The sequence below is a fragment of the Bradyrhizobium sp. 159 genome, from assembly GCF_023073795.1.
Lineage (GTDB): Bacteria > Pseudomonadota > Alphaproteobacteria > Rhizobiales > Xanthobacteraceae > Bradyrhizobium.
Window position 1 is genome coordinate 22,751 of the sequence record NZ_JADPKE010000066.1, and the last position, 23,379, is coordinate 46,129.

A 23,379-nucleotide genomic window follows, 5' to 3' on the forward strand; every position below is an offset into this window, starting at 1 on the left:
TCAGCACGGGAGGGTCCGTTCATGGCCACTCTGTACTCCCACGACATCAGGCGGCACGTATTCGGCGAAGCGGCCTCCTATCCCATTCGCAAGATCAGCTTGTCCGACCTGTCCGAGGCCCTGCGCCTGGGTTGGGGGGATTTCCAGGCAATGCCGAGTCACGCGATCATCGTGTGCGTGATTTATCCCGTTCTCGGTCTCGTCCTGTTCAGGATGGTGCTCGGCTATTCGGTGCTGCCGCTACTGTTTCCGCTGGCCGCCGGCTTTGCCTTGGTCGGGCCTTTTGCCGCCATCGGTCTCTACGAGCTCAGCCGTCGTCGCGAGCGCGGCGAGGAGGTCGATGCATGGGATGCGTTCAAGGTGCTGCGCGCACCCTCGTTCGGCGCCATGGTAGAACTCGGCGTGCTCCTGCTGGTCCTGTTCGGGGCCTGGATCGGTGCCGCGAACGCAATCTATGTCGCGATCTTCGGTCACGCGGCGGCCGCAAGCATTCCCGACTTCGCAACGCGCGTGCTGACGACACCGGAAGGCTGGTCGCTCATCATCGTCGGTTGCGGCGTCGGCTTCCTGTTTGCGGTTGTCGCGCTGTGCGTCAGCGTCGTGTCATTCCCGTTGATGCTCGACCGGCATGCGACTGCGATCGACGCGATCCGCACGTCGCTCCGAGTGGTGGCGGCGAATCCGATTGCGATGGCCGGATGGGGCCTCATTGTGGCAGCGCTGCTCGTGATCGGCTCGCTGCCGCTCTTCGTCGGCCTTGCTGTCGTTCTGCCGGTGCTCGGTCATGCCACCTGGCACCTCTACCGGCGGGTGGTCGAGCCGAATCCGAACCCACCGGACGCACCGCCCCCGCCCCGGAAGGGAAGGCGCTACGCAGCAGACTTTCCGGCCAATCTCTTCCCCTGGAGCCGCGAGGGAGAGCCGTAACGGCCGAAACGGCCGCGCCGGCGGCCGCCTGCGCGGAGCATGACAGAAAGTAACGGCCTACTTCTGCTGCTGCGGCAGGAAGGTCGGGCCGACTGAACGGATCGGCTTATTCTCGGAGTTAGCGGTGGTGCCGGTATCCGCCGGCGACGTCGTGGCCGGCGTATTGGCCGTCGTCGGCGCCGAAGCTGCGCCCTTCTTGGCATTCGCAGGCGTGCCCTTGTTGAGCCGCTGCTGCTGCATCTTCCTGGCGCTCTCTTCGGTGACGATGATGTCGCCCTGCTGCTCGACTGCGGCCTTGTCGTCCGCCGATTTCAACGCGTCCGCCCAGGTCTGGCCTGCGGCCTTGCAGGAGCAGGATGGGTTGAACTCGCTGCGGAACTTGAACGCTGTCGGCAGCGCCGTGTAGGGCTGGCCGCCGATCGAGACCGCCGAGTTCATGTCTTCGCCGGGATTGCGATGGGTGTAGAGCACGGCCTCCGCGGCCGGGCACAGCGCCTTGCAGGTTTTCTCGTCGTCGGGGAAGCGCGCCGGCACGGTCGCAAACGAGATCGGAAAATAGGCGCCGTCGCAGGTGCGCACGCACACGGTGCGAAAGGTGGCGGATTGCGGGCCGAGATCGGCGGGCGGAACGGCTTGCGGATTGCCCGCGTTATTGCCGCCAAACAGATTGCTGAGGAAGTTGCCGCCGCCTTGCGACTGCGCCGCGTTGGCATATTGCGGGCCGCAATTGTTCTGCGCCAGCGCCGCCAGCACCGAACGGCGCTGATTGTCGCGCTCGGGGCTGAAGCCGCCGGGGCCACCGCCGCGCAGGCGCTCGAGATTGCCAGTGATCTGATCCAGATTGGCGCGCATCTGCTGGATCTGGGTGTTGACCGGGCCGCATTGCGCGGATTGGCCGCTGAACAGCGAGAAGAAGCCGGAGGAATCGCAGCCCATGCGCTTGGCCTGCATGGTGACGCGATCGAGCTCGGCCTGCTGACGGGTCTGGGAATCCTGGTAGCGGCGGATCTGCTCTTCGCGCGCGGGGTCACCACCGCCGCCGCGGTCGAGTGCGGCGAGCTGGCCTTCCAGCCGCACGCACATCGGATTAGGGCCGAGCCCGTTCTGGGCGGGCTGAGGCGGCGGTCCCGGAGGGCCGACCTGCGCGAAAGCGCCGGTGGCGAGCACGACCGTGCTCAAGAGCACGGTGCAGACAAGGAGGAAGCGGGCACGGGGCAGGGACAACAATTCAGGCATATCCGCCATTCTAGCGAGGTCACGGCCCAATGTGACTTGGGAAGCCGAAGTGACTTGAGGGCCGAAGCGCGCCCTCCCATAGCCGCTTCCTGCGGCATCGTCACGTCGTTTCAGGGGCCAAAGATTGGGCCTAAGGTCCGCCAGTTCCGAGGGAATTCAGCGCTGGCAGGTGATTGCGACATATTCGTCGCAACGGCCATGGGAGCAGTTTGCGCCGGATTTGGGGACGGAGCCGGTAATTTCGTCGGGATCGACCCGGCGATAGGCCGAGGCCTGGGCAAAATCCCGTGACTGGCAATAGGTGCGCGCGACGGAGGCGCCGCATCTCTCGCCCTTGGCCAGGCACTGGTCAACTCCATAGCCGTCCGCCTGGTTGGCAATGATGAAGACGCGCGTCTCGGCGTAAGCGCTGGCTGCCGCAAGGGTGGAGGCGCACAAAATCAGGACGAGCAAGGATCGCATGAAAATACCCGTGAAAAAATGGAACCGCCAGTTCCAGAATGGGCTCAAGTGGTTAAGGATCACGAACCAGCAGGGCGAGCCGCGTGCTTTGCGGAGATAAAGCGGCGCTTTCGCGGCTCTCTTGACGCGGAGCCGCCTCATAGCCCATATGTGGCCGCATGAACGGTCTCCTCGCCATTTGCGCCATTTGCCGCGAGATTACGAGCTAGCGATTCGCTGGCTGGAGCCGTCTTTTCTCAAAAACATTGAGAGCCTTGGACGCCCGGCCAACAGCCGACGGGTATCCATATGGAATTGCGCCTCTACGATACGCTGAGCCGGGAAAAGCGGACCTTTGTACCGCTCGATGCCAACATCGTGCGCATGTATGTCTGCGGACCGACCGTCTATGACTTCGCCCATATTGGCAATGCGCGGCCGGTGATCGTGTTCGACGTGCTGTTTCGGCTGCTGCGCCATCTCTATGGCGAGGCGCATGTCAAATATGTCCGCAACATCACGGACGTCGACGACAAGATCAACGACCGCGCCGCGCGGGATTTTCCCGGCCTGCCGCTGAACGAGGCGATCCGCAAGGTCACGGAGGAGACGGGCCGGCAGTTTCATGCCGACGTCGATGCGCTGGGCGCGCTTCGACCGAGCGTCGAGCCGCGCGCGACCGAGCATGTCGGCGAGATGCGCGAGATCATCGAAAAACTCGTCGCCGGCGGCTTTGCCTATGTCGCTGAGGATCATGTGCTGTTCTCGCCGCAGGCAATGAACGCGGCCAATGCCGGCCTGCCGCGCTACGGCGCGCTATCCAATCGCTCGCTGGACGAGATGGTCGCCGGCGCCCGCGTCGATGTCGCGCCCTACAAGAAGGGCAACACCGACTTCGTGCTGTGGAAGCCATCAAAGCCGGGCGAGCCGTCATGGCCATCGCCGGCGGGCATCGCCGCGCAGGGACGCCCGGGCTGGCACATCGAGTGCTCGGCAATGGCCTGGAAGCATCTCGGCGAGCATTTCGACATCCATGGCGGCGGTATCGATCTCGTGTTTCCGCATCACGAGAACGAGATCGCGCAGACCTGCTGCGCCTTCCACCAGCAGCGCATGGCGAACTACTGGATGCACAACGGCTTCCTGCAGGTCGAGAGTGAGAAGATGTCGAAGAGCCTCGGCAACTTCATCACCATCCATGAGCTGCTTGCGGATTGGCCGGGTGAGGTGCTGCGTCTGAACATGCTGAAGACGCATTACCGCTCGCCGATCGACTGGACCATGAAATCGCTGGAGGAGAGCGCCAAGACGCTCGACGACTGGTATCGCGTTGCGGCCGACGTCGAATCCGGCAGGCCGGCAGCATCCGTGGTCGAGCCGCTGCTGGACGACCTCAACACGTCCCTTGCGATCGCGGCGCTGCACGGCTTGCGCGGCAGCGACGTGAACGGCTTGGCGGGATCGTTGCGGCTGCTCGGTTTTCTCTCCGAGAGCGCTGCGCAATGGGAAAGCCGCAAGCAGCAGGCGAGCGGCATCGATGCGAAGGAAGTCGAACGCCTGATCGCGGAACGGACGGCCGCCCGTCGTCGTAAGGACTTTGGGGAGTCCGATCGCATCCGCGATCTGCTCGCCGCGATGGGCGTTGCGATCAAGGACTCCAAGGAAGGCACGACCTGGGAGATTGCGCGATGAAGCGGCCCGACACGCCTTTTCCGCGGCACTGGCTCTACTACATCGCGCTGAAGATCGCACTGCTCGGCGCGGCCGTGGCGATCGTGCTGAAACTCTATGGGATGTGGTGAAGACCATGGGACAGACTTTGCCAAAGCCCGCACTCAGGCCGTTCCTGCCGGCCGACGTGCCGGTGCTCGCCGCGATCTTCACCGCCAGCATCGAGGAGCTGACCGGCGACGATTATAGCGAGGCGCAGCAGCAGGCCTGGATGGAGACGGCGGAAAGCGAAGAGTTCGGCAAGCGGCTCGCCGCCGACCTGACCCTGGTCGCGACGCTGGAAGGCTCGCCCATCGGTTTCGCCTCGCTGCGCGGCAACGATCATATCCGCATGCTCTATGTGCATCCCGGAGTGAGCGGGCAGGGCGTTGCGACCATGCTGGTCGATGCGCTGGAGAAGCTTGCCGGCGGCCGCGGTGCGACGAGCCTCTCGGTCGACGCCAGCGACACCGCACAGGGCTTCTTCGCCAAGCGCGGCTACACCGCCCAGCAGCGCAACAGCGTCACCGTCAATGATGAGTGGCTCGCCAACACGACCATGAAGAAGACGCTTGGAGCGCCGCAATGAGCAAGGAGCGTCTCTATCTGTTCGACACCACGCTGCGCGACGGCGCGCAGACCAACGGCGTCGATTTCACGCTGGCCGACAAGCAAGTCATCGCGGCGATGCTCGATGATCTCGGCATCGACTATATCGAGGGCGGCTATCCCGGCGCCAATCCGCTCGATAGCGAATTTTTTGCGACCAAGCCCAAGCTTAATCATGCGCGCTTTATCGCCTTCGGCATGACGCGGCGGGCCGGGCGCTCGGTCTCCAACGACCCTGGTGTCGCCGGGTTGCTGGAAGCAAAGGCCGACGCGATCTGCTTCGTGGCGAAGTCATCGGCCTATCAGGTGCGCGTTGCGCTGGAGACGACGAAGGAGGAAAACCTCGCCTCGATTCGCGACAGCGTCGCGGCTGCGAATGCCGCCGGCCGCGAGGTAATGCTCGACTGCGAGCACTTCTTCGACGGCTACAAGGAAGACGCGGCGTTCGCGCTCGCCTGCGCCAAGGCCGCCTATGAGGCCGGCGCGCGCTGGGTGGTGCTGTGCGACACCAATGGCGGAACCATGCCTGACGAGGTCGAGGACATCGTCACCGAAGTGACGAAGCACATCCCCGGCGATCACGTCGGCATCCATGCCCATAACGACACCGAGCAGGCGGTGGCCAACTCGCTCGCTGCGGTGCGTGCCGGCGCACGGCAGATCCAGGGCACGCTGAACGGCCTTGGCGAGCGCTGCGGCAACGCCAATCTCTGCTCGCTGATCCCGACGCTGAGGTTAAAGAAGGGCTTTGCCGACGCCTTCGAGATCGGCGTCACGGCCGAGAAGCTGGCAACGCTGGTCAAGGTCTCGCGCACGCTCGACGACATGCTCAATCGCGTGCCGAACCGGCATGCGGCCTATGTCGGCGAGAGCGCCTTTGTCACCAAGACGGGCATTCATGCCTCCGCCGTGCTGAAGGATCCACAGACCTACGAGCACGTCCTGCCGGAACTGGTCGGCAACCACCGCAAGGTGCTGGTCTCCGACCAGGCCGGACGCTCCAACGTCATTGCCGAGCTCGATCGCGCCGGCATTCCTTACGAGAAGAGCGATCCGAAGCTGACGCGCCTCGTCGAGGAATTGAAGGCGCGCGAGGCGGCGGGCTACGCCTACGAATCCGCAAACGCCTCGTTCGAGCTCCTGGCGCGCCGGACGCTCGGGAAGGTGCCGCACTATTTCGAGGTCGAGCAGTTCGACGTCAATGTCGAGCAGCGCTACAATTCGCATGGCGAGCGCGTCACCGTCGCTTTGGCCGTGGTCAAGGTCGACGTCGCCGGCGAGCGCCTGATTTCAGCCGCCGAGGGTAACGGTCCCGTCAACGCGCTCGACGTCGCCTTGCGAAAGGATCTCGGCAAGTACCAGACCTACATCGAGGGCTTGAAACTAATCGACTATCGCGTGCGTATCCTGAACGGCGGCACCGGTGCGGTCACGCGCGTCCTGATCGAGAGCGAGGACGAGAACGGCGACAGTTGGACCACGGTCGGGGTGTCTCCGAACATCATCGACGCTTCGTTCCAGGCGCTGATGGATTCGGTGATCTACAAGCTGGTGAAGTCGGGGGCGCCGGCGTAGCTATCAGGGAGTCATTCCGGGGCGGTCCGCAGGGCCGAACCCGGAATCTCGAGATTCCGGGTTCACGCTTCGCGTGCCCCGGAACGACAGCGGAGAGGGGGAGCGCGACCAATGATCGATCACATCTCCGTCGGCGTCAGCGATCTCGATCGCGCCGCAAAATTCTACGAGGCCGCGCTCTCCGCGCTCGGCCTCACGCGCCTCGTGACGCGACCGCGGACGGTCGGCTTCGGCAAGGCCTATCCAGAGTTCTGGATCAACTTGCGCGAGGGCATGCCGCACGTCCCGCCGGAGAGCGGCGTGCACATCTGCCTGCGGGCGAAGACGACTGATGAGGTCGATGCGTTTCACGCCGCCGCGCTGTCCGCCGGCGGTGCCTCCGATGGCGCGCCCGGCCTCCGCCCCCACGATCGCGTGCGCTATTATGCGGCGTTCGTCAGCGATCCCGACGGCAATCGCATCGAGGCGGTGACGTTTCCGAGCGCGTAATCCTTACAGCCGGCGTGCCACTTCCGGAGCCATCTGCTTTTCCGCCTCGGCGACCTGGGCGGCGGCTGCCTTCAGCTTCGGTAAAATATCCTCGACGCGATCGGCCTTGAGGATGTCGATCGACAGGCCGGCGCGGATGAACTCGGTCTGGCGCATATGCGACAAGAGCGAGAACAGCGGCTCCCAGAAATTGTCGATGTTGGCGAGCAGCACCGGCTTGGCGTGACGGCCGAGCTGCTTCCAGGTCATCTGCTCGACCAGCTCCTCCAGCGTGCCGACGCCGCCCGGCAGCGCCACGAAGGCATCGGAGCGTTCGAACATCAGCCGCTTGCGCTCGTGCATGTCGGGGGTGACGATCATCTCCTGCACCCGCGTCAGCGCGTTCTCGCGCAGCCGCAGGAAGTCGGGGATGATGCCGGTGACGGTGCCGCCGTGATCCAGCACGGAGGTCGCGACCGCGCCCATCAGGCCAAGCGAGCCGCCGCCATAGACCAGGCGGATGTTGTTCTCGGCGAGCGCCTTGCCGAATGCCTTGGCACCTTCGGTAAAGTTGGGATTGGTTCCGGGGCCGGAGCCGCAATAGACACAGACGGTTTTGATTGTGCTCATTGGTGCCATGATGCATTGCAGCGAAGAGGCGTCAAGCCAAATCCGTGATTCGGTACTCCCGGAAATCTACCGGCAAATAGCGACAAACAATCGAAGATTCGCCATCTGGCGGGGTGCGCTGGCATCGGGAAGGCTCTATATGACGGGCGAAAATCGCAAATCGTAACGCCGCCCGCATCCGGCGGGCTTTCAGGCTTTTTGATGGACCAACCTCAATCGTTCGACGGCGCCGACGTTCCTGATCCTCCCGCGGGGCAAGGGCTGGAGCGGGCCACGCTGATGGGCACGCTGGCGCATCTGTGGCCCTATATCTGGCCGGGCGACCGCTTCGACCTGAAGATGCGGGTGGTCTGGTCGCTGGTGCTGCTGCTCGCCGCAAAGCTGATCACGCTCGCGGTGCCGTTCAGCTTCAAATGGGCGACGGACGCGCTGACCGGCGCCAACACGGCGCCGGTGCAGGCGGACAATTGGCAGCTCTGGGTTATCGCCCCGCCGCTGCTGCTGACCGCGAGCTACGGCGCGATGCGCATCCTGATGGCCGTGCTGACGCAATGGCGCGACGGCATCTTCGCCCGCGTCGCCATGCATGCAGTGCGCAAGCTTGCGACCATCACCTTCATTCACATGCACGAGTTGTCGCTGCGCTTCCACCTCGAGCGCAAGACCGGCGGTCTGACGCGGGTGCTCGAGCGCGGCCGCGAGGGCATCGAGGTCATCGTGCGCATGGTGATCCTGCAGCTGATCCCGACCATCGTCGAGGTCTCGCTGCTGATGGCCGTGCTGCTCTGGCAGTTCGATTGGCGCTACGTGGTCGCCACTCTGATCACGGTCACGCTCTACATGTATTACACCTACATCGCGACCGAGTGGCGGATCGGCATTCGCCGCAAGATGAATGATTCCGACACCGAGGCGAACACCAAGGCAATCGACTCGCTGCTCAACTACGAGACCGTCAAATATTTCAGCGCGGAGGCGCGCGAGGCCCAGCGCTATGACAGATCGGTGGCGCGTTACGAGGAGGCGAGCGTCCGCACGTATACTTCGCTCGCGGTGCTCAATACCGGCCAGGCCGTGATCTTCACGCTCGGCCTGACCGCGACCATGCTGATGTGTGCGATCGGCGTGCGCAACGGCACCAACACGGTGGGCGATTTCGTGCTGGTCAACGCCATGATGATCCAGCTCTACCAGCCCCTGAACTTCATGGGCATGGTCTATCGTGAGATCAAGCAGGCGATCATCGACATCGAGAAGATGTTTGGTGTGCTGGGCCGCGAGGCCGAGATCAAGGACGCGCCCGATGCGCAGCCGCTGGTCGTCTCCGCCGGCACCGTGCGCTTCGAGGACGTGCGCTTTGCCTATGAGCCGACGCGGCCGATCCTGAAGGGCATCAGCTTCGAGGTGCCGGCCGGCAAGACGGTCGCGATCGTCGGCCCCTCGGGTGCGGGCAAATCGACGATCTCGCGGCTGCTATTCCGTCTCTATGACGTCTCCGGCGGAAAGATCTTGATCGACGGCCAGGATCTTCGCGACGTCACGCAGGCCTCGCTGCGCGCGTCCATCGGCATGGTGCCGCAGGACACCGTGCTGTTCAACGACACCATCCGCTACAACATCCGCTACGGCCGATGGGACGCCAGCGATGTCGAGGTCGAGGAGGCGGCGCGGCTGGCACAGATCGACCATTTCATCCGCTTGGCGCCGATGGGCTACGAGACCCAGGTCGGCGAGCGTGGCTTGAAGCTCTCCGGCGGCGAGAAACAGCGCGTCGCGATCGCGCGCACCGTCTTGAAGGCGCCGCCGATCCTGGTGCTCGACGAGGCCACCTCGGCGCTCGACACCCACACCGAGCACGAGATCCAGGGCGCGCTTGACCGCGTGGCCAAGAACCGCACTTCGCTGGTGATCGCGCACCGGCTCTCGACCATCGTCGGCGCCGACGAGATCATCGTGCTGGATCAGGGCCGTATCGCCGAGCGCGGCACCCACGCAAAGCTGCTCGCGCAGGGCGGCCTCTATGCCAGCATGTGGAACAGGCAGCGCGAGGCCGAGGCAGCGCGGGAGAAACTGGCCAAGATGGCCGACAGTAGCGAGGCACCCAACCGGGAGCCGCCGCCGGTCAATGATTCCCTGACGGCGCCTGCGGCGGCGGAGTGACCTTGTCTCGGGTGCCAACTCTGGCCTAAACAACTCCACCGCGCGGGACGGCCCCGTGCGCCGTCAACCCTTCAGCGGCAGAGAGCGATGTCCATTCTCGATTCGATCCAGCGTCAGATCCCGCCGATCCACAAGGAGGGCTATCCCTTCATCGGCGGTTTCGCGCTGGCAAGCCTGATCCTATTCTGGCTGTGGTCCCCTCTGGGGTGGATCGGCACGATCCTGACTGTGTGGTGCGCGCTGTTCTTCCGCGATCCCGTCAGGGTCACGCCGGTGCGCGAGGGGCTCGTGGTGTCGCCGGCTGACGGCCGCGTCTCGATGATCACCATGGCGCTCCCTCCGGCCGAGCTCGGGCTCGGCGACCGGCCGTTGCCGCGCATCTCGGTGTTCATGAGCGTGTTCAACTGCCACGTGAACCGCAGCCCGATCGCGGGCAGGGTGGACCGCATCGCCTACCGGCCCGGCCTGTTCATCAATGCCGAGCTCGACAAGGCGAGCGAGGACAATGAGCGAAACTCGCTGGTGATCACGACGCCCACGGCGCGGATCGGCGTGATCCAGATTGCCGGCCTCGTGGCCAAGCGCATCGTCTGCTTCGTCAAGGAAGGGCAGGCGATTGGCGCCGGTGAGCGCTTCGGTCTTATCCGCTTCGGCTCGCGGCTCGACGTCTATCTGCCGGTCGGTACCAAAGCGCTGGTATCGGAAGGGCAGACCGCGATCGCTGGCGAGACGATTTTGGCCGATCTTGCCGGGGACGACGCCAGCCGCACCTATCGCACCAATTAACCAATAAGTCGTTCCAGGAAGCCGTTCCGCCGCAATGGCGGAGGGGAGCGCGGCTTGCTATATCTCGCCTTGAGGTGAGGACGAGCCATGACGCCCTACGATTTCAAAGATCCTGACGCGCGCCGGCGGCGGTTCCGTCCGATTCCGGTGCGGATGCTGGTGCCCAACGTCATCACGCTGCTGGCGATCTGCGCCGGCCTGACCTCGATCCGGCTGTCGATCGAGGGGCGGATGTCGCTCGCGGTCTATGCCATCGTGTTCGCGGCCGCGCTCGACGGCATCGACGGCCGCATCGCGCGCATGATCAAAGGCCAGTCCAAGTTCGGCGCCGAGCTCGATAGCCTCGCCGATTTCGTCAATTTTGGCGTTGCGCCCGGCCTGATGCTGTATTTCTGGCAATTGCACGAGCTCGGCAATGCCGGCTGGATCGCCGCGATGGTGTTCGCGATCTCGGGCGGTCTGCGCCTTGCCCGCTTCAACGCCACGATGGATGATCCGAACAAGCCGGCGTTTGCGGCCAATTTCTTCACCGGCGTGCCGGCGCCGGCCGGCGCCATCACCGTGCTGCTGCCGATCTATGTCGCGTTCCTCGATCTCGGACGCTGGCCCGCGGCGGTAACGGCAGGCTACACGCTCTTGATCGCCTTCCTGATGGTGTCGCGCCTGCCAGTGTTCTCCGGCAAGACCAAGCGCATGCGCGTGCCGCCCGAGCTGGTGCTGCCGGCGTTCGTCGCCGTCATCGTCTTCATCGCGCTGTTGATCGCCTATCCCTGGCACGTGCTGTCGATCGGCACGGTGCTCTATCTGCTCTGCCTGCCGCTCGGCTACAAATCCTACCGCGATCACGCGCGGGCGATGGAAACCACCGCGCCGGCGGGAGGTGAGGTCGCGTCACCGCCTTCGGCGCCGACGCTGGCGAATTTGTCCGAGCCGCCGCACGACGACGACGACCGGCCCGGACGGCTGCACTAAGCGGCCACACGCGGATATCTGCCATGAGTCCCGCTGAGTTGGGTTGATGCCTGATCTCGGCTATATCGCCCTGTGACGGCGGCACCGCGCCAACAGCGGCCGCCAATTTGGGAGAGAACGCCGTGACCAATTCCGCGACCGGGCCGCTGCCCGCTTCCGTCCTCGAAGCGCTGGGCCGCTATGATACGCCGACGATCTGCAATGCCATGGAGATCGTGGCGCCCGAGCGCCGGCTGATCGGCTACACCACCAAGCAGCTTGTTTGTCCGTTCCCCGATCTGCCGCCGATCGTCGGTTATGCCCGCACGGTCATGATCCGCTCGGTGCTGAAATCCTCGCTTCCTGCTGAGGAGCAGTCCAAGCGCCGCATCGACTATTACGAATATGTCGGCACCGGCCACGGTCCGCGCATCTCGGTGATCCAGGACATCGATGGCCCCGACGTTGGCTATGGCGCGTTCTGGGGCGAGGTGCAGAGCAACGTGCACAAGGCGCTGGGCTGTCTCGGCGTCATCACCGACGGCTCGATCCGCGACATCCCGCAATGGGCCCCGGGCTTCCAGGCCTTGGCAGGCTCGATCGGGCCGTCGCATGCCTGGGTGCATGCGGAGAGCTTTGGCGGCGAGGTGCGTGTCGCCGGCATGACCGTTAAGTCGGACGACCTGATCCATGCCGACCAGCACGGCGCCATCGTGATCCCGATCGACGTCGCGGCAAAGCTGCCCGAGGCAGCCGAGCTCTGCGGCCGCCGCGAGACCCCGATCCTCGAGATCGCCCGCAGTCCCAACTTTTCGCTGGAGAAGCTGAAGGCGGCGCTGAAGCGCTCGGCGGAGATTCACTAGACGCGCGGCGGAGCGGCCTACGGTCGGGGCACCGACCGTGGGCCGCCTTGTTCCGTCAGAAACAGGGCAGCCTGATCCGGCTCGCCGAACACCGCGGCGGCGCATCCGATCAGGGTGAAGCCGCCCGCAAGGTCCCACAAGGTGATGTCGTCCGCATTGTCCGGGAGATGGATCAACCGCGCCGCGATCACGGCGAAGGCGGCCTCGACAAAAAGCAGGGCGCTGAACGCTGGCAGCACCAGCTCCGGCTCGAGCAGATGGAGCGCCAGTACCGCCGGCAGCGCAGTGAGAAGACTGAACAACGTCAACATGGCAAATGGGCTCCTGCGATGGAGCATGCCGCATAGCTACAGAGTACCGCATGATGGCGCGTCACGGATGTGACGCAGGGCCGCAGTTGGAGGAAGCGCAATGAGGATGAAGGGCAAGACGGTTCTGATCACCGGCTCGACCGACGGCGTCGGCCGCTACGTTGCAGGCCGCCTGGCCAAAGAAGGTGCGAGGGTCCTGATCCATGGCCGCGACGCGGCGCGTGCGAAGACCTTGAGCGACGAGATCGTGGAGGCCGGCGGTATCGCGCCGACTTTCTACCAGGCCGACCTGTCATCGATGTCGGGCACGCGTGCGCTCGCGGAGGCCGTGAAACGTGACCACCAGCGCCTCGACGTCCTGGTCAGCAATGCCGGCATCGGCTCGCAGAATGACGGCCCGCAGCGGCAGGTCAGTGCCGAGGGTCACGAGCTGCGATTTGCCGTGAACTATCTCGCCGGTTTCCTGCTCGTCCATCTGTTGCTGCCATTGCTGAAGGCGGCTGCGCCGTCGCGCATCGTCAACGTCGCCTCGCTCGGCCAGCACCCGATCGAGTTCGACGACGTCATGATCACCAGGGGCTACAGCGGTTCGCGCGCCTATGCGCAGAGCAAGCTCGCTCAGATCATGTTCACGATCGATCTGGCGCAGGAATTAAAGGGCACCGGCATCACCGTGAACGCGCTGCATCCCGCGACCTACATGAACACCACGATGGTGCGCGCCGGCGGGATCACTCCGATGTCGACGGTCGAGCAAGGCGGTGCAGCCATCCTCCACCTCGTCGAGGGCGACGACGTCGCTGATCGAAGCGGATTGTTCTTCAACGGTATGAACGAGGCACGCGCAAATCCGCAGGCCTACGATGCCGACGCGCGCAAGCGCCTGCGTGCGCTCAGCCTGGAGCTGACGGGGTTATCGTCCTAGCGACCGTTATGGTTAGCGAAGTGTTGAGATTCCCGCCGCCCACCAGGAATCGCAGCGCCTGCGGCGCGCCGTACCTCGCTGTCCAGACTTAACCTTTACGCGGCTTTAAGGGCGGCGCTCTAGGGTTCCGATGCGGTTCGGGGTTGGGCCGCGCCAGCGGCCAGGACGGCCGTTGTCGTGTACGCATTGGAGTCTCCCATGGATATCATGACGAGCGTCGGGCTCATTGCGGGCACCATCGTCATCGTTGCGATGATCTTCATGGGCGGCGATCTCCACATGTTCATCTCCGAACATGCGATGATCATCATTTTCGGCGGCTCGATCTCCGCCACCATGATCCGCTTTCCTCTCAGCGCGCTCCTGCATGGCCTTCCGCTCGGCGCCAAGTTCGCTTTCACCATGAGCCGCCTGTCGGCCCACGACCTCGTCGACGAACTCGCCCGCATCGCCGAGATCGCCCGCAAGCAGGGCCCGGTCGGCCTGGAAAAGGTCGAGACCGACGAACCCTTCCTCGCCAAGGGCATCCGCTACGTTGCCGACGGTTACGACCTCGACTTCATCCGCGACAATCTCGAGCGCGACCGTGACAACTTCCTGATGCACCTCGACGAGGGCAGCAAGATCTACCGTGCCATCGGCGATTGCGCCCCTGCCTTCGGCATGATCGGTACCCTGATCGGCATGGTGCAGATGTTCGCCAACATGACCGACCCTTCCAAGCTCGGCCCGTTCATGGCGACCGCGTTGCTCGCGACCCTCTACGGCGCGCTCGTCGCGAACCTGTTCTGTTTGCCGATCGCCGACAAACTTCACGGCAAGCTGCTGGATGAGGAGACCAATCGCACCCTGATCATCGACGGCATCCTGATGATCCGCGACTCCAAGAGCCCGACCTTGGTGCGTGAAATGCTGCTGGCCTATCTGCCGGAGAAGCACCGTCACGCCGACGGCGAGCCGGTGCCGGCCTGATCGCGCGCGCCGGGATCTAGACCATGGCCAAGAAGAAACGCGGCGATGCGCACGGCGGCGGTCACGGCTGGTTCGTGACCTTCGCCGACCTGATGGGCCTGATGATGAGCTTCTTCGTGATGCTCGTCGCGTTCTCGACCCAGGACGCCAACAAGTTGAAGATCGTCGCCGGATCCATGCGCGACGCCTTCGGCGTGCAGAGCGAAGCGCGCTATGCCGGCATCGTCGAGTCCGACGGTCTGCCGACGCGGCCGCGGCTGAAGAACGTCGACCATATCCAGCCCGAGGAAGCTTCCAACACGCCGACGCCCGACCAGGATGATCGCGACCGCACCTCGGGGGCGAAGATCAAGGTCGACCGCAATTTCGCGCTCGCCGCGGCCTCGCTGCGCCAGGCGTTGCAGGACATGCCGGAACTGACGGAAATGTCCAAGCACATCATGTTTGAAGAGACCAAGCAGGGCCTCAACCTCGAGATCGTCGACCAGGATGGCCGCTCGATGTTCGCCGACGGCTCCAAGGTGCCTTACGACCGCACCCGCCGCTTGGTCGAGAAGCTCGCGATCCCGCTCAAGGCGACGCCGCTTCGCGTCTCCATCGCCGGCCACACCGCGGCGGGATTTGTGCCGGTCCGCAGCGACTACGGCGCCTTCGACCTGTCGGCCGACCGCGCGAATGCCGTGCGCCAGATCCTCGAACGCGAAGGATTGCCGCCGTCGCACATCTTCGCTGTCTCGGGCAAGGCGGACACCCAGCCGCTGTTTCCGGACGATCCCTCGCTCGCGGCCAATCGGCGGGTGACCATCACCCTGATGCGGGAAGATCCGCCACTGCCGCCGAATCTGAAGCCGTAGGGACTTGCGCTACCATCTTACCTGAGGCATCTCGTCGCGCTGCGGCGAGCGTGACCGCGCCGTCACAGCATCCGGCTCGGCGCCTGCTATGGTGGTGAGCCGGTTGACAGGCCCGCCGGAAGCGTCAAAAGGCGCCGGATCAAATTCAGGGACGAAGCGTTCTCCACCCTCATGACGGCGAGCATCACATCGACCGAGACCCAGGAAGGGCCGGTCACATCAGGTTTTTGGGCCCTTACGCTCGGGAGCATTGGCGTCGTCTTCGGCGATATCGGCACTTCGCCGCTCTATGCCTTCCACGAGGCGGTCAGAGGCGCGGCCCATGGCGAGCCGGTCTCGCGGGTCATCGTGCTCGGCGTGCTCTCGCTGATCCTATGGGCGCTTCTGATCGTCGTCACCGCCAAATACGTCCTGCTGCTGCTGCGCGCCGACAATAACGGGGAGGGCGGGACGCTCTCCCTGATGGCACTCGGCCAGCGTGCGCTCGGGCGGCGGAGCTGGTTCCTGCTCGCGCTCGGCGTGGTTGGCGCCTCCATGTTCATCGGCGATTCCATGATCACACCGGCCATCTCGGTGCTGTCGGCGGTCGAGGGTCTCAAGCTCGCAACCCCTGCGTTCGAGCACTACGTCGTGCCGCTCACGGTGCTCATCCTGGCATTGCTGTTCGCAGTGCAGAGCAAGGGCACCGCGCTGGTCGCCTCGGCGTTCGGGCCGGTGATGGTGGTCTGGTTCACCGTCATCGCGGTGATGGGAGCTGTCCACATCGCCGACGACCCCTCAGTGCTGGCGGCGATTAATCCCTATTACGCGGTGCAGTTCGTGCTGTCGCACGGCACGATCGGCCTTGTCACACTCGGCGCCGTGTTCCTGGCTGTGACCGGGGGCGAGGCGCTCTATGCCGATCTCGGCCATTTCGGGCGCAAGCCGATCCAGTCAGCCTGGATGTTCTTCGTGCTGCCGGCGCTCCTGATCAACTATTTCGGGCAGGGTGCGCTGGTGCTGTCCGATCCCAGCGCGATCGAGCATTCCTTCTATCGCATGGTGCCTGAAAGTCTGGTGCTGCCGCTGGTCGGGCTTGCGACTGTCGCGACCGTGATCGCTAGTCAGGCGGTAATCACGGGCGCCTATTCGCTGGTCTATCAGGCGGTGCAACTCGGCCTGCTCCCTCGCTTCGAGGTGCGCTACACCTCCGAGACCCATGCCGGCCAGATCTATCTGCCGCGCGTCAACCGGCTGCTGCTGATCGGTGTGATGCTGCTGGTGCTGCTGTTCCACACCCCCAGCAATCTGGCTTCGGCCTACGGCATCGCGGTCTCCACCACCATGGTCGCCGACGGCATCATGGGCTTCATTGTCATCTGGAAATTGTGGAACTGGCGCGCTGCCACGGCTGCGGCCGTGATCATGCCCTTCGTCGTCGTCGACCTAAGCTTCTTCAGTGCCAATCTGCTCAAGCTGCTCGAAGGCGCCTGGGTGCCGCTGCTGTTCGGCGTCGCCATGGCGGGGACGATTTGGACCTGGCGGAAAGGCTCGGGGATCCTGATCCAGAAGACGCGCCGGATCGAGGTGCCGCTGGACGATCTGATCCGAAGTCTGGAGAAGCGGCCGCCGCATATCGTCAAGGGCACGGCCGTATTTCTGACCAGCGATCCGTCGTTCGTGCCGACGGCGCTGCTGCACAATCTCAAGCACAACAAGGTGCTGCACGAGCACAACGTGATCCTGACCATCGAGACCGCGCATACGCCGCGGGTCGACCTGTCCGAGCGATTCCGCATGGAAAAGATCAGCGACAAGTTCTTCAAGGTCCGCTTGCGCTTCGGCTTCATGGAGCAGCCGAACGTGCCGAAGGCGCTCGCGATCGCGCGCAAGCAGGGTTGGCAGTTCGACATCATGTCCACGTCGTTCTTCGTGTCGCGACGATCGCTGAAGGCCTCGGCCCAGTCGGGCATGCCGCTGTGGCAAGACCACCTCTTCATCGCGCTGAGCCGGTCGGCCAACGACGCCACTGACTATTTCCAGATTCCCACGGGGCGCGTGGTTGAAGTCGGGACCCAGGTCACCATCTAAATGCAACTGCCGGAGTCATGCAAATTTGCATGCCTAAGGCCCGGAATCGGGCTATGCTATGCCGGTAGCGCAGGACTATAAGCCGCGCGCCCTTCCGCCATTGTGCAGTGAAGCATTTTAGAGGCCACCAGGCTCTCCATGACAAGCGACGTAGCAATTTCGGCCCCGGAAACGGCGGCGGCCAATGGCGATGCCCATACCACGGCTCGTTTCGGTGCGCTGACGCTCGGTAGCATCGGTGTCGTCTATGGCGACATCGGCACCAGCCCGCTCTACGCATTCCGCGAGGCCGTGATGGCGGCTTCGGGGGCGGAGGGGCTACCAACGCCGGCGGCCGTGCTCGGGGTGCTGTCGCTGATCCTGTGGGCGCTCATCGTCGTGGTGACGCTCAAATACGTCGTGATCCTGCTCCGCGCCGACAATAATGGCGAGGGCGGCACGCTGGCGCTGATGGCGCTGGCCCAGCGCGCCGTCGGAACCGGCGGAGCGACCGTCGTCCTGCTCGGCATCATCTCCGGCGCCCTGTTCTACGGCGATGCCGTGATCACGCCCGCACTTTCGGTGCTGTCGGCGATCGAAGGCATGAAAGACGTGACGCTGCGGTTCGAGCCCTACATCGTGCCGCTGACTGTGGCGATCCTGGTCGGCCTCTTCGCCGTGCAGTCGCGCGGCACCGCCCGGGTCGCCGCCTTCTTCGGCCCGATCATGTGCGTCTGGTTTGCGGTGATCGCCGCGGCGGCGGTCCATCCGATCATCGCGCAGCCGGAAGTGCTGTACGCGCTGAATCCGCTCTACGCCGTGTCATTCATGCTTCAGCATGGCGTCATCGGCTTCGTGACCTTGGGCGCGGTGTTCCTGGCGGTCACCGGTGCCGAGGCGCTCTATGCCGACCTCGGCCATTTCGGCAAGCGGCCAATCCAAACGGCCTGGTTGTCTATCGTGCTACCATCGCTCGCGCTGAACTATCTAGGGCAGGGGGCGCTCGTCCTCAGCGATCCCGGGGCGATCGTGAGTCCGTTCTTCCAGCTCTTCCCGCAAGGTTTTATTCGCGGCAGCATGGTGGTGCTTGCCACCATGGCCACCGTGATCGCGAGCCAGGCCGTCATCACCGGCGCCTATTCGCTGACGCGGCAGGCGATCCAGCTCGGACTGCTGCCGCGCTTCGAAATTCGCCATACGTCAGAGGCCCATTCCGGCCAGATCTTCATCCCGCGCATCAACCAGCTGCTGCTGGTTGCGGTGGTGCTGCTGGTACTCCTGTTCCGATCCTCCAGCGCGCTCGCCTCGGCCTACGGCATCTCCGTCACCGGCACCATGGTGGTCACGGCGATGATGGGCTTCGTCGTGATCTGGAAGGTCTGGCGGTGGTCTGCGTTCGCCGCCGCAGCGCTCATCGTGCCGTTCCTGTTTCTCGACCTGACCTTCCTCGCCGCGAACCTGCTCAAGGTGTTCGAGGGCGGCTGGGTGCCGCTGGCGCTCGGCGCGCTCATGATCATCCTGATGTACACGTGGCGGCGGGGCAGCCGGCTGCTGTTCGACAAGTCGCGCAAGCTCGAATTCCCGCTCGCCGACCTTGTGGCGATGCTGGAGAAAAGGCCGCCGCAGCGGGTGCCCGGCACAGCCGTGTTCCTGACCTCGGACCCACTCAGCGCGCCGACGGCGCTGATGCATAGTCTGAAGCACTACAAGGTGCTGCACGAGAAGAACGTCATTCTCACTATCGACACCGCGCAGACCCCGCGCATCGACCCGGCCGACCGGGTGCGGCTGGAGCAGATCTCACCGACCTTCTCAAAGGTGACGCTGAAATTCGGCTTCATGGAATCGCCCAACGTGCCCAAGGCGCTGGCGATCGCGCGCAAGCTCGGCTGGCAGTTCGATATCATGTCGACCTCCTTCTTCCTGTCGCGGAGGGCGCTGAAGCCGGCGGCCCATTCCGGTATGCCGCGCTGGCAGGACCGGCTGTTTATCTCGCTGAGCCGCTCGGCGAACGACGCCACCGACTATTTCCAGATCCCCTCTGGCCGCGTGGTCGAGGTTGGAACGCAGGTCACGATCTAGGCAGGCAAACCAACGCTGCGCTTCAAGTCGCTGCGATTTAGCTTTAACTTGCACCGCTCAGCTCAAGCCATTGTAGCGCTTGATTTTCGTCGGCCGAGAGGCGAGGTTGCCGCCGACCGGGTGCCCCGGCCAATAGGCGCGACGTTGGAGGATGATGTGGCAAATCAGGTACAGGATCTGACCCCGGACGAGGTCTCCAAAGGTGTCGCGGAAGGCCGCTATCTGCTGGTCGACGTCCGCGAGCCGAACGAGGTCGAAGCCGAGGCCTATCCTTACGGCGTCGTGGTTCCGCTCTCGACCTTCGATCCCAAGGCGATCCCGGATCCCGAAGGCAAGCAGGTCGTGTTCGCCTGCCGATCGGGCAAGCGCTCGGTGACCGCCTCGCTCGCGGCGCAGGCGGCGGGCCTGCCTTACGACAAGCATCTGGCCGGCGGCATGCTGGGCTGGAAAGCGGCCGGTCTTCCCAGCAAGGTTGGCGGCTGAGCTCGCGATGACGACCAAGAGCTCGTCGCTAAACAAGGTCTTCGCCGACCTTCCCGTCACCATCTTCGAGGCGATGTCGCAGGCCGCGCGCGACAATGCCGCAATCAATCTCGGCCAGGGTTTTCCTGACGATCCCGGCCCCGAGGACATCCGCCGGGCCGCGGCTGATGCCTCTCTGCACGGCTACAACCAGTACCCCTCGATGATGGGCCTGCCCGAGCTGCGCCAGGCGATCGCAACCCATTACGGGCACTGGCACGGGCTCAAGCTCGATCCGATGAGCGAAGTGATGGTGACCTCCGGGGGCACCGAGGCGCTGACCTCGGCAATTCTCGCGGTGGTTCAGCCCGGCGACGAGGTGGTCTGCTTCCAGCCAGTCTATGATTCCTACCTGCCGATCATCCGACAGGCGGGCGGCACTCCGCGCCTCGTCCGACTCGAGCCGCCGCACTGGCGGCTGAATGAGGACATGCTGAAAAGCGTCTTCAATTCAAAGACCAAGGCGGTGCTGTTCAACAACCCTTTGAATCCCTCCGCGGTGGTGTATCCGCGCGAGGACCTCGAGCTGCTGGCGCGCTACTGCCAGGAGTTCGATGTCATCGCGATCTGCGACGAGGTCTGGGAGCACGTCACTTTCGACGAGCACAAGCACATCCCGCTGATCACCATCCCCGGCATGCGCGAGCGCACGATCAAGGTCGGCTCGGCCGGCAAAATCTTCTCGTTGACGGGGTGGAAGATCGGCTTCGTCTGCGCCGCGCCGCCGCTCTTGCGCGTCGCCGCCAAGGTGCACCAGTTCTTGACCTTCACCACCGCGCCGAACCTCCAGGCCGCCATCGCCTACGGCCTCGGCAAGCCCGACGACTACTTCCTGTCGATGCGCAAGGACCTGACGCGGAGCCGCGACCGTCTCACCAAAGGGCTGGAGAGCCTCGGTTTTCCTGTGCTGAGGTCGCAAGGCACCTACTTCCTCACGGTCGATCTGTCGCCGCTCGGGCTGAACGAGAGCGACACCGAGTTCTGCTGGCGGATTGTGAAGGACTACAAGGTGGCGGCGATCCCGGTGTCGGCCTTCTACGAGCAGGACCCGGTGACCTCGGTGGTGCGCTTCTGCTTTGCCAAGAAGGACGAGACGCTCGACACAGCACTCGAGCGGCTGTCGGATGCGGTGCGCGGGCGCAAGAGGTAGAAGATGACGAACGTCGGCCGCTTCAGGCTTTGCTTCGCTCTCGCAATTGCCGCAGCGCTGACGTTGCTCTCCGCCCCTGCAAGTGCGGAGGAACGGGTCGTCAACTTCTACAACTGGTCCAACTACATGGCGCCGGAGGTCCTTGAGAACTTCACCAAGGAAACCGGCATCAAGGTGGTCTACGACACCTTCGACGCCAACGAGACGCTGGAGACGCGCCTGATGGCCGGCAAGTCCGGCTACGACGTCGTGGTGCCCACCGCCTATTTCCTGCAGCGCCAGATCAAGGCCAATATTTTCCAGAAGCTCGACAAGTCGATGCTGCCTAACTTGGCCAACGCCTGGCCCGTGGTGACCGAACGCCTCGCGATCTATGATCCCGGCAATGTCTACGCCGCCAACTACATGTGGGGTACGACGGGCATCGGCTACAATGTCGCCAAGGTGAAGCAGATCCTGGGGCCGGATGCGAAGATCGACAGCTGGGACATCGTCTTCAAGCCCGAGAATTTGACCAAGTTCAAAGACTGCGGGGTGCACATGCTCGACTCCGCCGACGACATCTTTCCGGCAGCGCTGAATTATCTCGGGCTCGATCCGAACTCGACCAACCAGGCGGACCTGGAGAAGGCTGCCGACGTCGTGGCAAAAGTCCGCCCGTCCGTGCGCAAGTTTCACTCCTCCGAATACTTAAGCGCGCTCGCTACCGGCGAGATCTGCTTCGTGGTCGGCTGGTCCGGCGACATCATGCAGGCCCGCGCCCGCGCTGCGGAGGCCAAGAGTGGCATCGAGATCGGCTATGCCATTCCGAAAGAGGGTGCGCAGATGTTCTTCGACAATCTCGCGATCCTCGCGGATGCCAAGAACGTCAAGGAGGCCTACGAGCTGATCAACTATCTCTACCGCCCCGATGTTGCCGCCAAGAACTCGGACTTCCTGTCCTACGCCAACGGCAACCTCGCCAGCCAGAAACTGGTCAACCCAAAGATTTTGAACGACAAGAACATCTATCCGGACGAGGCGACGCTTTCGAAGCTCTTCGTCATCACCGCGCGCGAGCCGGCGACGCAGCGCATCATCAATAGACTCTGGACCAAGGTGAAGACGGGGCGGTGAGGAGCACACCCGTCATTGCGAGGAGCGAAGCGAAGCAATCCAGAATCTCTCCGCGGAGGCACTCTGGATTGAATCGTCGCTTCGCTCCTCGCAATGGCGGCGTAACTACCGCCACCTTCTATGCAGCCACAGCCATTGCTCCGGATGCTCGCGCACCCAGCTTTCCACCACGCTCGTGATCGCCTGGGTCGTGCCCTGGATGTCGATCTTGCCGTCGGCATCGCGCACCGGCTTGATCTCTTCGGTGAGCTCGCCGCGAAAGCGGCCGTCGGGCAGGCGGATGATGCGCACACCGTGGATCGGGCACTCGACCTGGCGCAAGAGGCGCGCCAGCATCGGGTTGGCGCGGGTCTTGCGGCCGAAGAAGGTGACCTCGACGCCGGCCGTCAGATATTGATCGATCAGCATCGCGACGTGCTTGCCGTCCTTGAGCGCCTGCGCGAGCCGCAGCGGCGCGTCGCGGCCTGCCGGGATCAACGTGCCCATGTTGACTTGGCGCATCTCCTGGATGATGCGGTCGGCGGAGGCGATGTTCGGTCGGCGATAGAGGATCGCAGTATCCAGCCCATGCGCGACGGCGGCGAGCGCCGGCAATTCCCAATTGGCCAGATGCGCGGCGAAGATCAGCGCCGGCTTGCCATCGTCGCGGATCTGGTCGAACAGCTCGATGCTGCGCGGCGACAATTCGATCCGGCTCTTCTCGGGGTGATCGCGGTCGTAGTCCCAGACATGGTCGATATGGGCGAACTCGGCGCCGACGCGGCCGAGATTGTCCCAGACGCCCATCAGGATCTGTTCGATCTCCTCTGGCGACTTCTCCGGAAATGCCGCAGTGAGGTTGGCGCGGCCGATGCGATGCTCGCGCAGACGCGGGCCGATGAGCTTTACGACGCGCGCGAAAAAGTCCGAAGTCTTGACCGGATCGAAATAGCGCGTGGTGCGCAGCAAGCCGACAGTCGCGGCGCCGATCAAGCTGCCGCCGAGCGATTTGGCAGCCTCCCGCGCGCGGGCCTTCGTGCTCGCAGTCAGCAGTGCCATGCGT

General features: G+C 64.2%; 21 protein-coding genes and 1 pseudogene. 17 read left to right on the forward strand and 5 right to left on the reverse strand.

Annotated features, from left to right (window positions below):
* Positions 1–21 precede the first annotated feature (21 nt).
* The gene (locus tag IVA96_RS18100; protein WP_247276814.1) at positions 22–927 is read left to right on the forward strand and encodes a DUF2189 domain-containing protein; all 906 of its coding nucleotides are present in this window, start codon (positions 22–24) and stop codon (positions 925–927) included.
* Positions 928–984: 57 nt separating this feature from the next.
* On the opposite strand, the gene IVA96_RS18105 is transcribed toward IVA96_RS18100, so the two are convergent.
* Entirely contained in the window at positions 985–2,172 is a 1,188-nt protein-coding gene (locus IVA96_RS18105) for a DUF2865 domain-containing protein (RefSeq protein WP_247418495.1), read from the reverse strand.
* 147 nt (positions 2,173–2,319) lie between these two features.
* On the reverse strand, positions 2,320–2,625 hold the full coding sequence (locus IVA96_RS18110) for a hypothetical protein (RefSeq protein ID WP_247418496.1): 306 nt from the start codon (positions 2,623–2,625) through the stop codon (positions 2,320–2,322).
* A 288-nt stretch (positions 2,626–2,913) separates the two neighbouring features.
* On the opposite strand from IVA96_RS18110, the gene cysS reads away from it, so the two are divergent.
* The 4 genes from cysS (at position 2,914) to IVA96_RS18130 (ending at position 6,987) form a co-directional block, all read left to right on the forward strand.
* Positions 2,914–4,296, forward strand: coding sequence for a cysteine--tRNA ligase (gene cysS, locus IVA96_RS18115; RefSeq protein WP_247276816.1), 1,383 nt, complete (start codon positions 2,914–2,916; stop codon positions 4,294–4,296).
* Between the two features lie 115 nt (positions 4,297–4,411).
* Positions 4,412–4,903: a GNAT family N-acetyltransferase gene (locus IVA96_RS18120; protein WP_247276817.1), complete on the forward strand. Its 492-nt coding sequence runs from the start codon at positions 4,412–4,414 to the stop codon at positions 4,901–4,903.
* The gene (gene cimA / locus IVA96_RS18125) at positions 4,900–6,498 is read left to right on the forward strand and encodes a citramalate synthase (protein WP_247276818.1); all 1,599 of its coding nucleotides are present in this window, start codon (positions 4,900–4,902) and stop codon (positions 6,496–6,498) included. Before IVA96_RS18120 ends, cimA begins: the two co-directional genes overlap by 4 nt.
* Before the next feature lie 111 nt (positions 6,499–6,609).
* Positions 6,610–6,987 carry a VOC family protein gene (locus IVA96_RS18130; RefSeq protein WP_247276819.1) on the forward strand — a complete coding sequence of 126 codons (378 nt, stop codon included), beginning with the start codon at positions 6,610–6,612 and terminating at the stop codon, positions 6,985–6,987.
* Positions 6,988–6,990: 3 nt separating this feature from the next.
* On the opposite strand, the gene IVA96_RS18135 is transcribed toward IVA96_RS18130, so the two are convergent.
* The gene (locus IVA96_RS18135) at positions 6,991–7,596 is read right to left on the reverse strand and encodes a TIGR00730 family Rossman fold protein (RefSeq protein ID WP_247276820.1); all 606 of its coding nucleotides are present in this window, start codon (positions 7,594–7,596) and stop codon (positions 6,991–6,993) included.
* Positions 7,597–7,797: 201 nt separating this feature from the next.
* Here IVA96_RS18135 and IVA96_RS18140 point away from each other — a divergent pair, with 201 nt between their 5' ends.
* From IVA96_RS18140 to IVA96_RS18155, 4 genes and pseudogenes are all read left to right on the forward strand, one after another.
* Positions 7,798–9,756 carry an ABC transporter ATP-binding protein/permease gene (locus tag IVA96_RS18140; protein WP_247276821.1) on the forward strand — a complete coding sequence of 653 codons (1,959 nt, stop codon included), beginning with the start codon at positions 7,798–7,800 and terminating at the stop codon, positions 9,754–9,756.
* Between the two features lie 72 nt (positions 9,757–9,828).
* Positions 9,829–10,542: pseudogene (locus IVA96_RS18145) on the forward strand (phosphatidylserine decarboxylase); the annotation flags it as partial.
* Positions 10,543–10,629: 87 nt separating this feature from the next.
* Entirely contained in the window at positions 10,630–11,514 is an 885-nt protein-coding gene (locus IVA96_RS18150; protein WP_247276823.1) for a phosphatidylcholine/phosphatidylserine synthase, read from the forward strand.
* Between the two features lie 122 nt (positions 11,515–11,636).
* Positions 11,637–12,356, forward strand: coding sequence for an RraA family protein (locus IVA96_RS18155; RefSeq protein ID WP_247276824.1), 720 nt, complete (start codon positions 11,637–11,639; stop codon positions 12,354–12,356).
* Positions 12,357–12,373: 17 nt separating this feature from the next.
* Here IVA96_RS18155 and IVA96_RS18160 read toward each other — a convergent pair whose 3' ends face one another.
* The gene (locus tag IVA96_RS18160) at positions 12,374–12,667 is read right to left on the reverse strand and encodes a hypothetical protein (protein ID WP_247276825.1); all 294 of its coding nucleotides are present in this window, start codon (positions 12,665–12,667) and stop codon (positions 12,374–12,376) included.
* A 100-nt stretch (positions 12,668–12,767) separates the two neighbouring features.
* Here IVA96_RS18160 and IVA96_RS18165 point away from each other — a divergent pair, with 100 nt between their 5' ends.
* From IVA96_RS18165 to IVA96_RS18200, 8 genes are all read left to right on the forward strand, one after another.
* Complete coding sequence (locus IVA96_RS18165; RefSeq protein ID WP_247276826.1) at positions 12,768–13,592, forward strand: SDR family NAD(P)-dependent oxidoreductase; 825 nt, start codon at positions 12,768–12,770, stop codon at positions 13,590–13,592.
* 198 nt (positions 13,593–13,790) lie between these two features.
* Positions 13,791–14,564 (forward strand): MotA/TolQ/ExbB proton channel family protein, encoded by a 774-nt coding sequence (locus IVA96_RS18170; protein WP_172788099.1) that lies wholly within the window; start codon positions 13,791–13,793, stop codon positions 14,562–14,564.
* A gap of 23 nt (positions 14,565–14,587) precedes the next feature.
* Positions 14,588–15,418: a flagellar motor protein MotB gene (locus tag IVA96_RS18175; protein WP_247276827.1), complete on the forward strand. Its 831-nt coding sequence runs from the start codon at positions 14,588–14,590 to the stop codon at positions 15,416–15,418.
* A 171-nt stretch (positions 15,419–15,589) separates the two neighbouring features.
* Entirely contained in the window at positions 15,590–17,488 is a 1,899-nt protein-coding gene (locus IVA96_RS18180) for a potassium transporter Kup (RefSeq protein ID WP_247276828.1), read from the forward strand.
* A 138-nt stretch (positions 17,489–17,626) separates the two neighbouring features.
* Complete coding sequence (locus IVA96_RS18185) at positions 17,627–19,549, forward strand: potassium transporter Kup (protein ID WP_247276829.1); 1,923 nt, start codon at positions 17,627–17,629, stop codon at positions 19,547–19,549.
* Positions 19,550–19,705: 156 nt separating this feature from the next.
* Positions 19,706–20,032 (forward strand): rhodanese-like domain-containing protein, encoded by a 327-nt coding sequence (locus tag IVA96_RS18190; RefSeq protein ID WP_247276830.1) that lies wholly within the window; start codon positions 19,706–19,708, stop codon positions 20,030–20,032.
* 7 nt (positions 20,033–20,039) lie between these two features.
* On the forward strand, positions 20,040–21,221 hold the full coding sequence (locus tag IVA96_RS18195) for an aminotransferase (protein ID WP_247276831.1): 1,182 nt from the start codon (positions 20,040–20,042) through the stop codon (positions 21,219–21,221).
* Positions 21,222–21,224: 3 nt separating this feature from the next.
* Positions 21,225–22,337 (forward strand): polyamine ABC transporter substrate-binding protein, encoded by a 1,113-nt coding sequence (locus IVA96_RS18200; protein ID WP_247276832.1) that lies wholly within the window; start codon positions 21,225–21,227, stop codon positions 22,335–22,337.
* 105 nt (positions 22,338–22,442) lie between these two features.
* Here IVA96_RS18200 and IVA96_RS18205 read toward each other — a convergent pair whose 3' ends face one another.
* A complete protein-coding gene (locus IVA96_RS18205; RefSeq protein ID WP_247276833.1) occupies positions 22,443–23,375 on the reverse strand; it encodes a lipid A biosynthesis lauroyl acyltransferase in 933 nt (310 codons plus the stop codon).
* Positions 23,376–23,379 lie beyond the last annotated feature (4 nt).

Bases quoted from the DNA above. Each gene is read 5' to 3' on its own strand.
- IVA96_RS18175 (WP_247276827.1), top strand. From the start codon at position 14,588: ATGGCCAAGAAGAAACGCGGCGATGCGCACGGCGGCGGTCACGGCTGG.
- IVA96_RS18140 (WP_247276821.1), top strand. From the start codon at position 7,798: ATGGACCAACCTCAATCGTTCGACGGCGCCGACGTTCCTGATCCTCCC.
- IVA96_RS18130 (WP_247276819.1), top strand. From the start codon at position 6,610: ATGATCGATCACATCTCCGTCGGCGTCAGCGATCTCGATCGCGCCGCA.
- IVA96_RS18160 (WP_247276825.1), bottom strand. From the start codon at position 12,667: ATGTTGACGTTGTTCAGTCTTCTCACTGCGCTGCCGGCGGTACTGGCG.
- IVA96_RS18105 (WP_247418495.1), bottom strand. From the start codon at position 2,172: ATGGCGGATATGCCTGAATTGTTGTCCCTGCCCCGTGCCCGCTTCCTC.
- IVA96_RS18180 (WP_247276828.1), top strand. From the start codon at position 15,590: ATGACGGCGAGCATCACATCGACCGAGACCCAGGAAGGGCCGGTCACA.
- cysS (WP_247276816.1), top strand. From the start codon at position 2,914: ATGGAATTGCGCCTCTACGATACGCTGAGCCGGGAAAAGCGGACCTTT.
- IVA96_RS18135 (WP_247276820.1), bottom strand. From the start codon at position 7,596: ATGAGCACAATCAAAACCGTCTGTGTCTATTGCGGCTCCGGCCCCGGA.
- IVA96_RS18205 (WP_247276833.1), bottom strand. From the start codon at position 23,375: ATGGCACTGCTGACTGCGAGCACGAAGGCCCGCGCGCGGGAGGCTGCC.
- IVA96_RS18195 (WP_247276831.1), top strand. From the start codon at position 20,040: ATGACGACCAAGAGCTCGTCGCTAAACAAGGTCTTCGCCGACCTTCCC.
- IVA96_RS18100 (WP_247276814.1), top strand. From the start codon at position 22: ATGGCCACTCTGTACTCCCACGACATCAGGCGGCACGTATTCGGCGAA.
- IVA96_RS18170 (WP_172788099.1), top strand. From the start codon at position 13,791: ATGGATATCATGACGAGCGTCGGGCTCATTGCGGGCACCATCGTCATC.
- IVA96_RS18165 (WP_247276826.1), top strand. From the start codon at position 12,768: ATGAGGATGAAGGGCAAGACGGTTCTGATCACCGGCTCGACCGACGGC.
- IVA96_RS18120 (WP_247276817.1), top strand. From the start codon at position 4,412: ATGGGACAGACTTTGCCAAAGCCCGCACTCAGGCCGTTCCTGCCGGCC.
- IVA96_RS18200 (WP_247276832.1), top strand. From the start codon at position 21,225: ATGACGAACGTCGGCCGCTTCAGGCTTTGCTTCGCTCTCGCAATTGCC.
- IVA96_RS18110 (WP_247418496.1), bottom strand. From the start codon at position 2,625: ATGCGATCCTTGCTCGTCCTGATTTTGTGCGCCTCCACCCTTGCGGCA.
- IVA96_RS18150 (WP_247276823.1), top strand. From the start codon at position 10,630: ATGACGCCCTACGATTTCAAAGATCCTGACGCGCGCCGGCGGCGGTTC.
- IVA96_RS18185 (WP_247276829.1), top strand. From the start codon at position 17,627: ATGACAAGCGACGTAGCAATTTCGGCCCCGGAAACGGCGGCGGCCAAT.
- cimA (WP_247276818.1), top strand. From the start codon at position 4,900: ATGAGCAAGGAGCGTCTCTATCTGTTCGACACCACGCTGCGCGACGGC.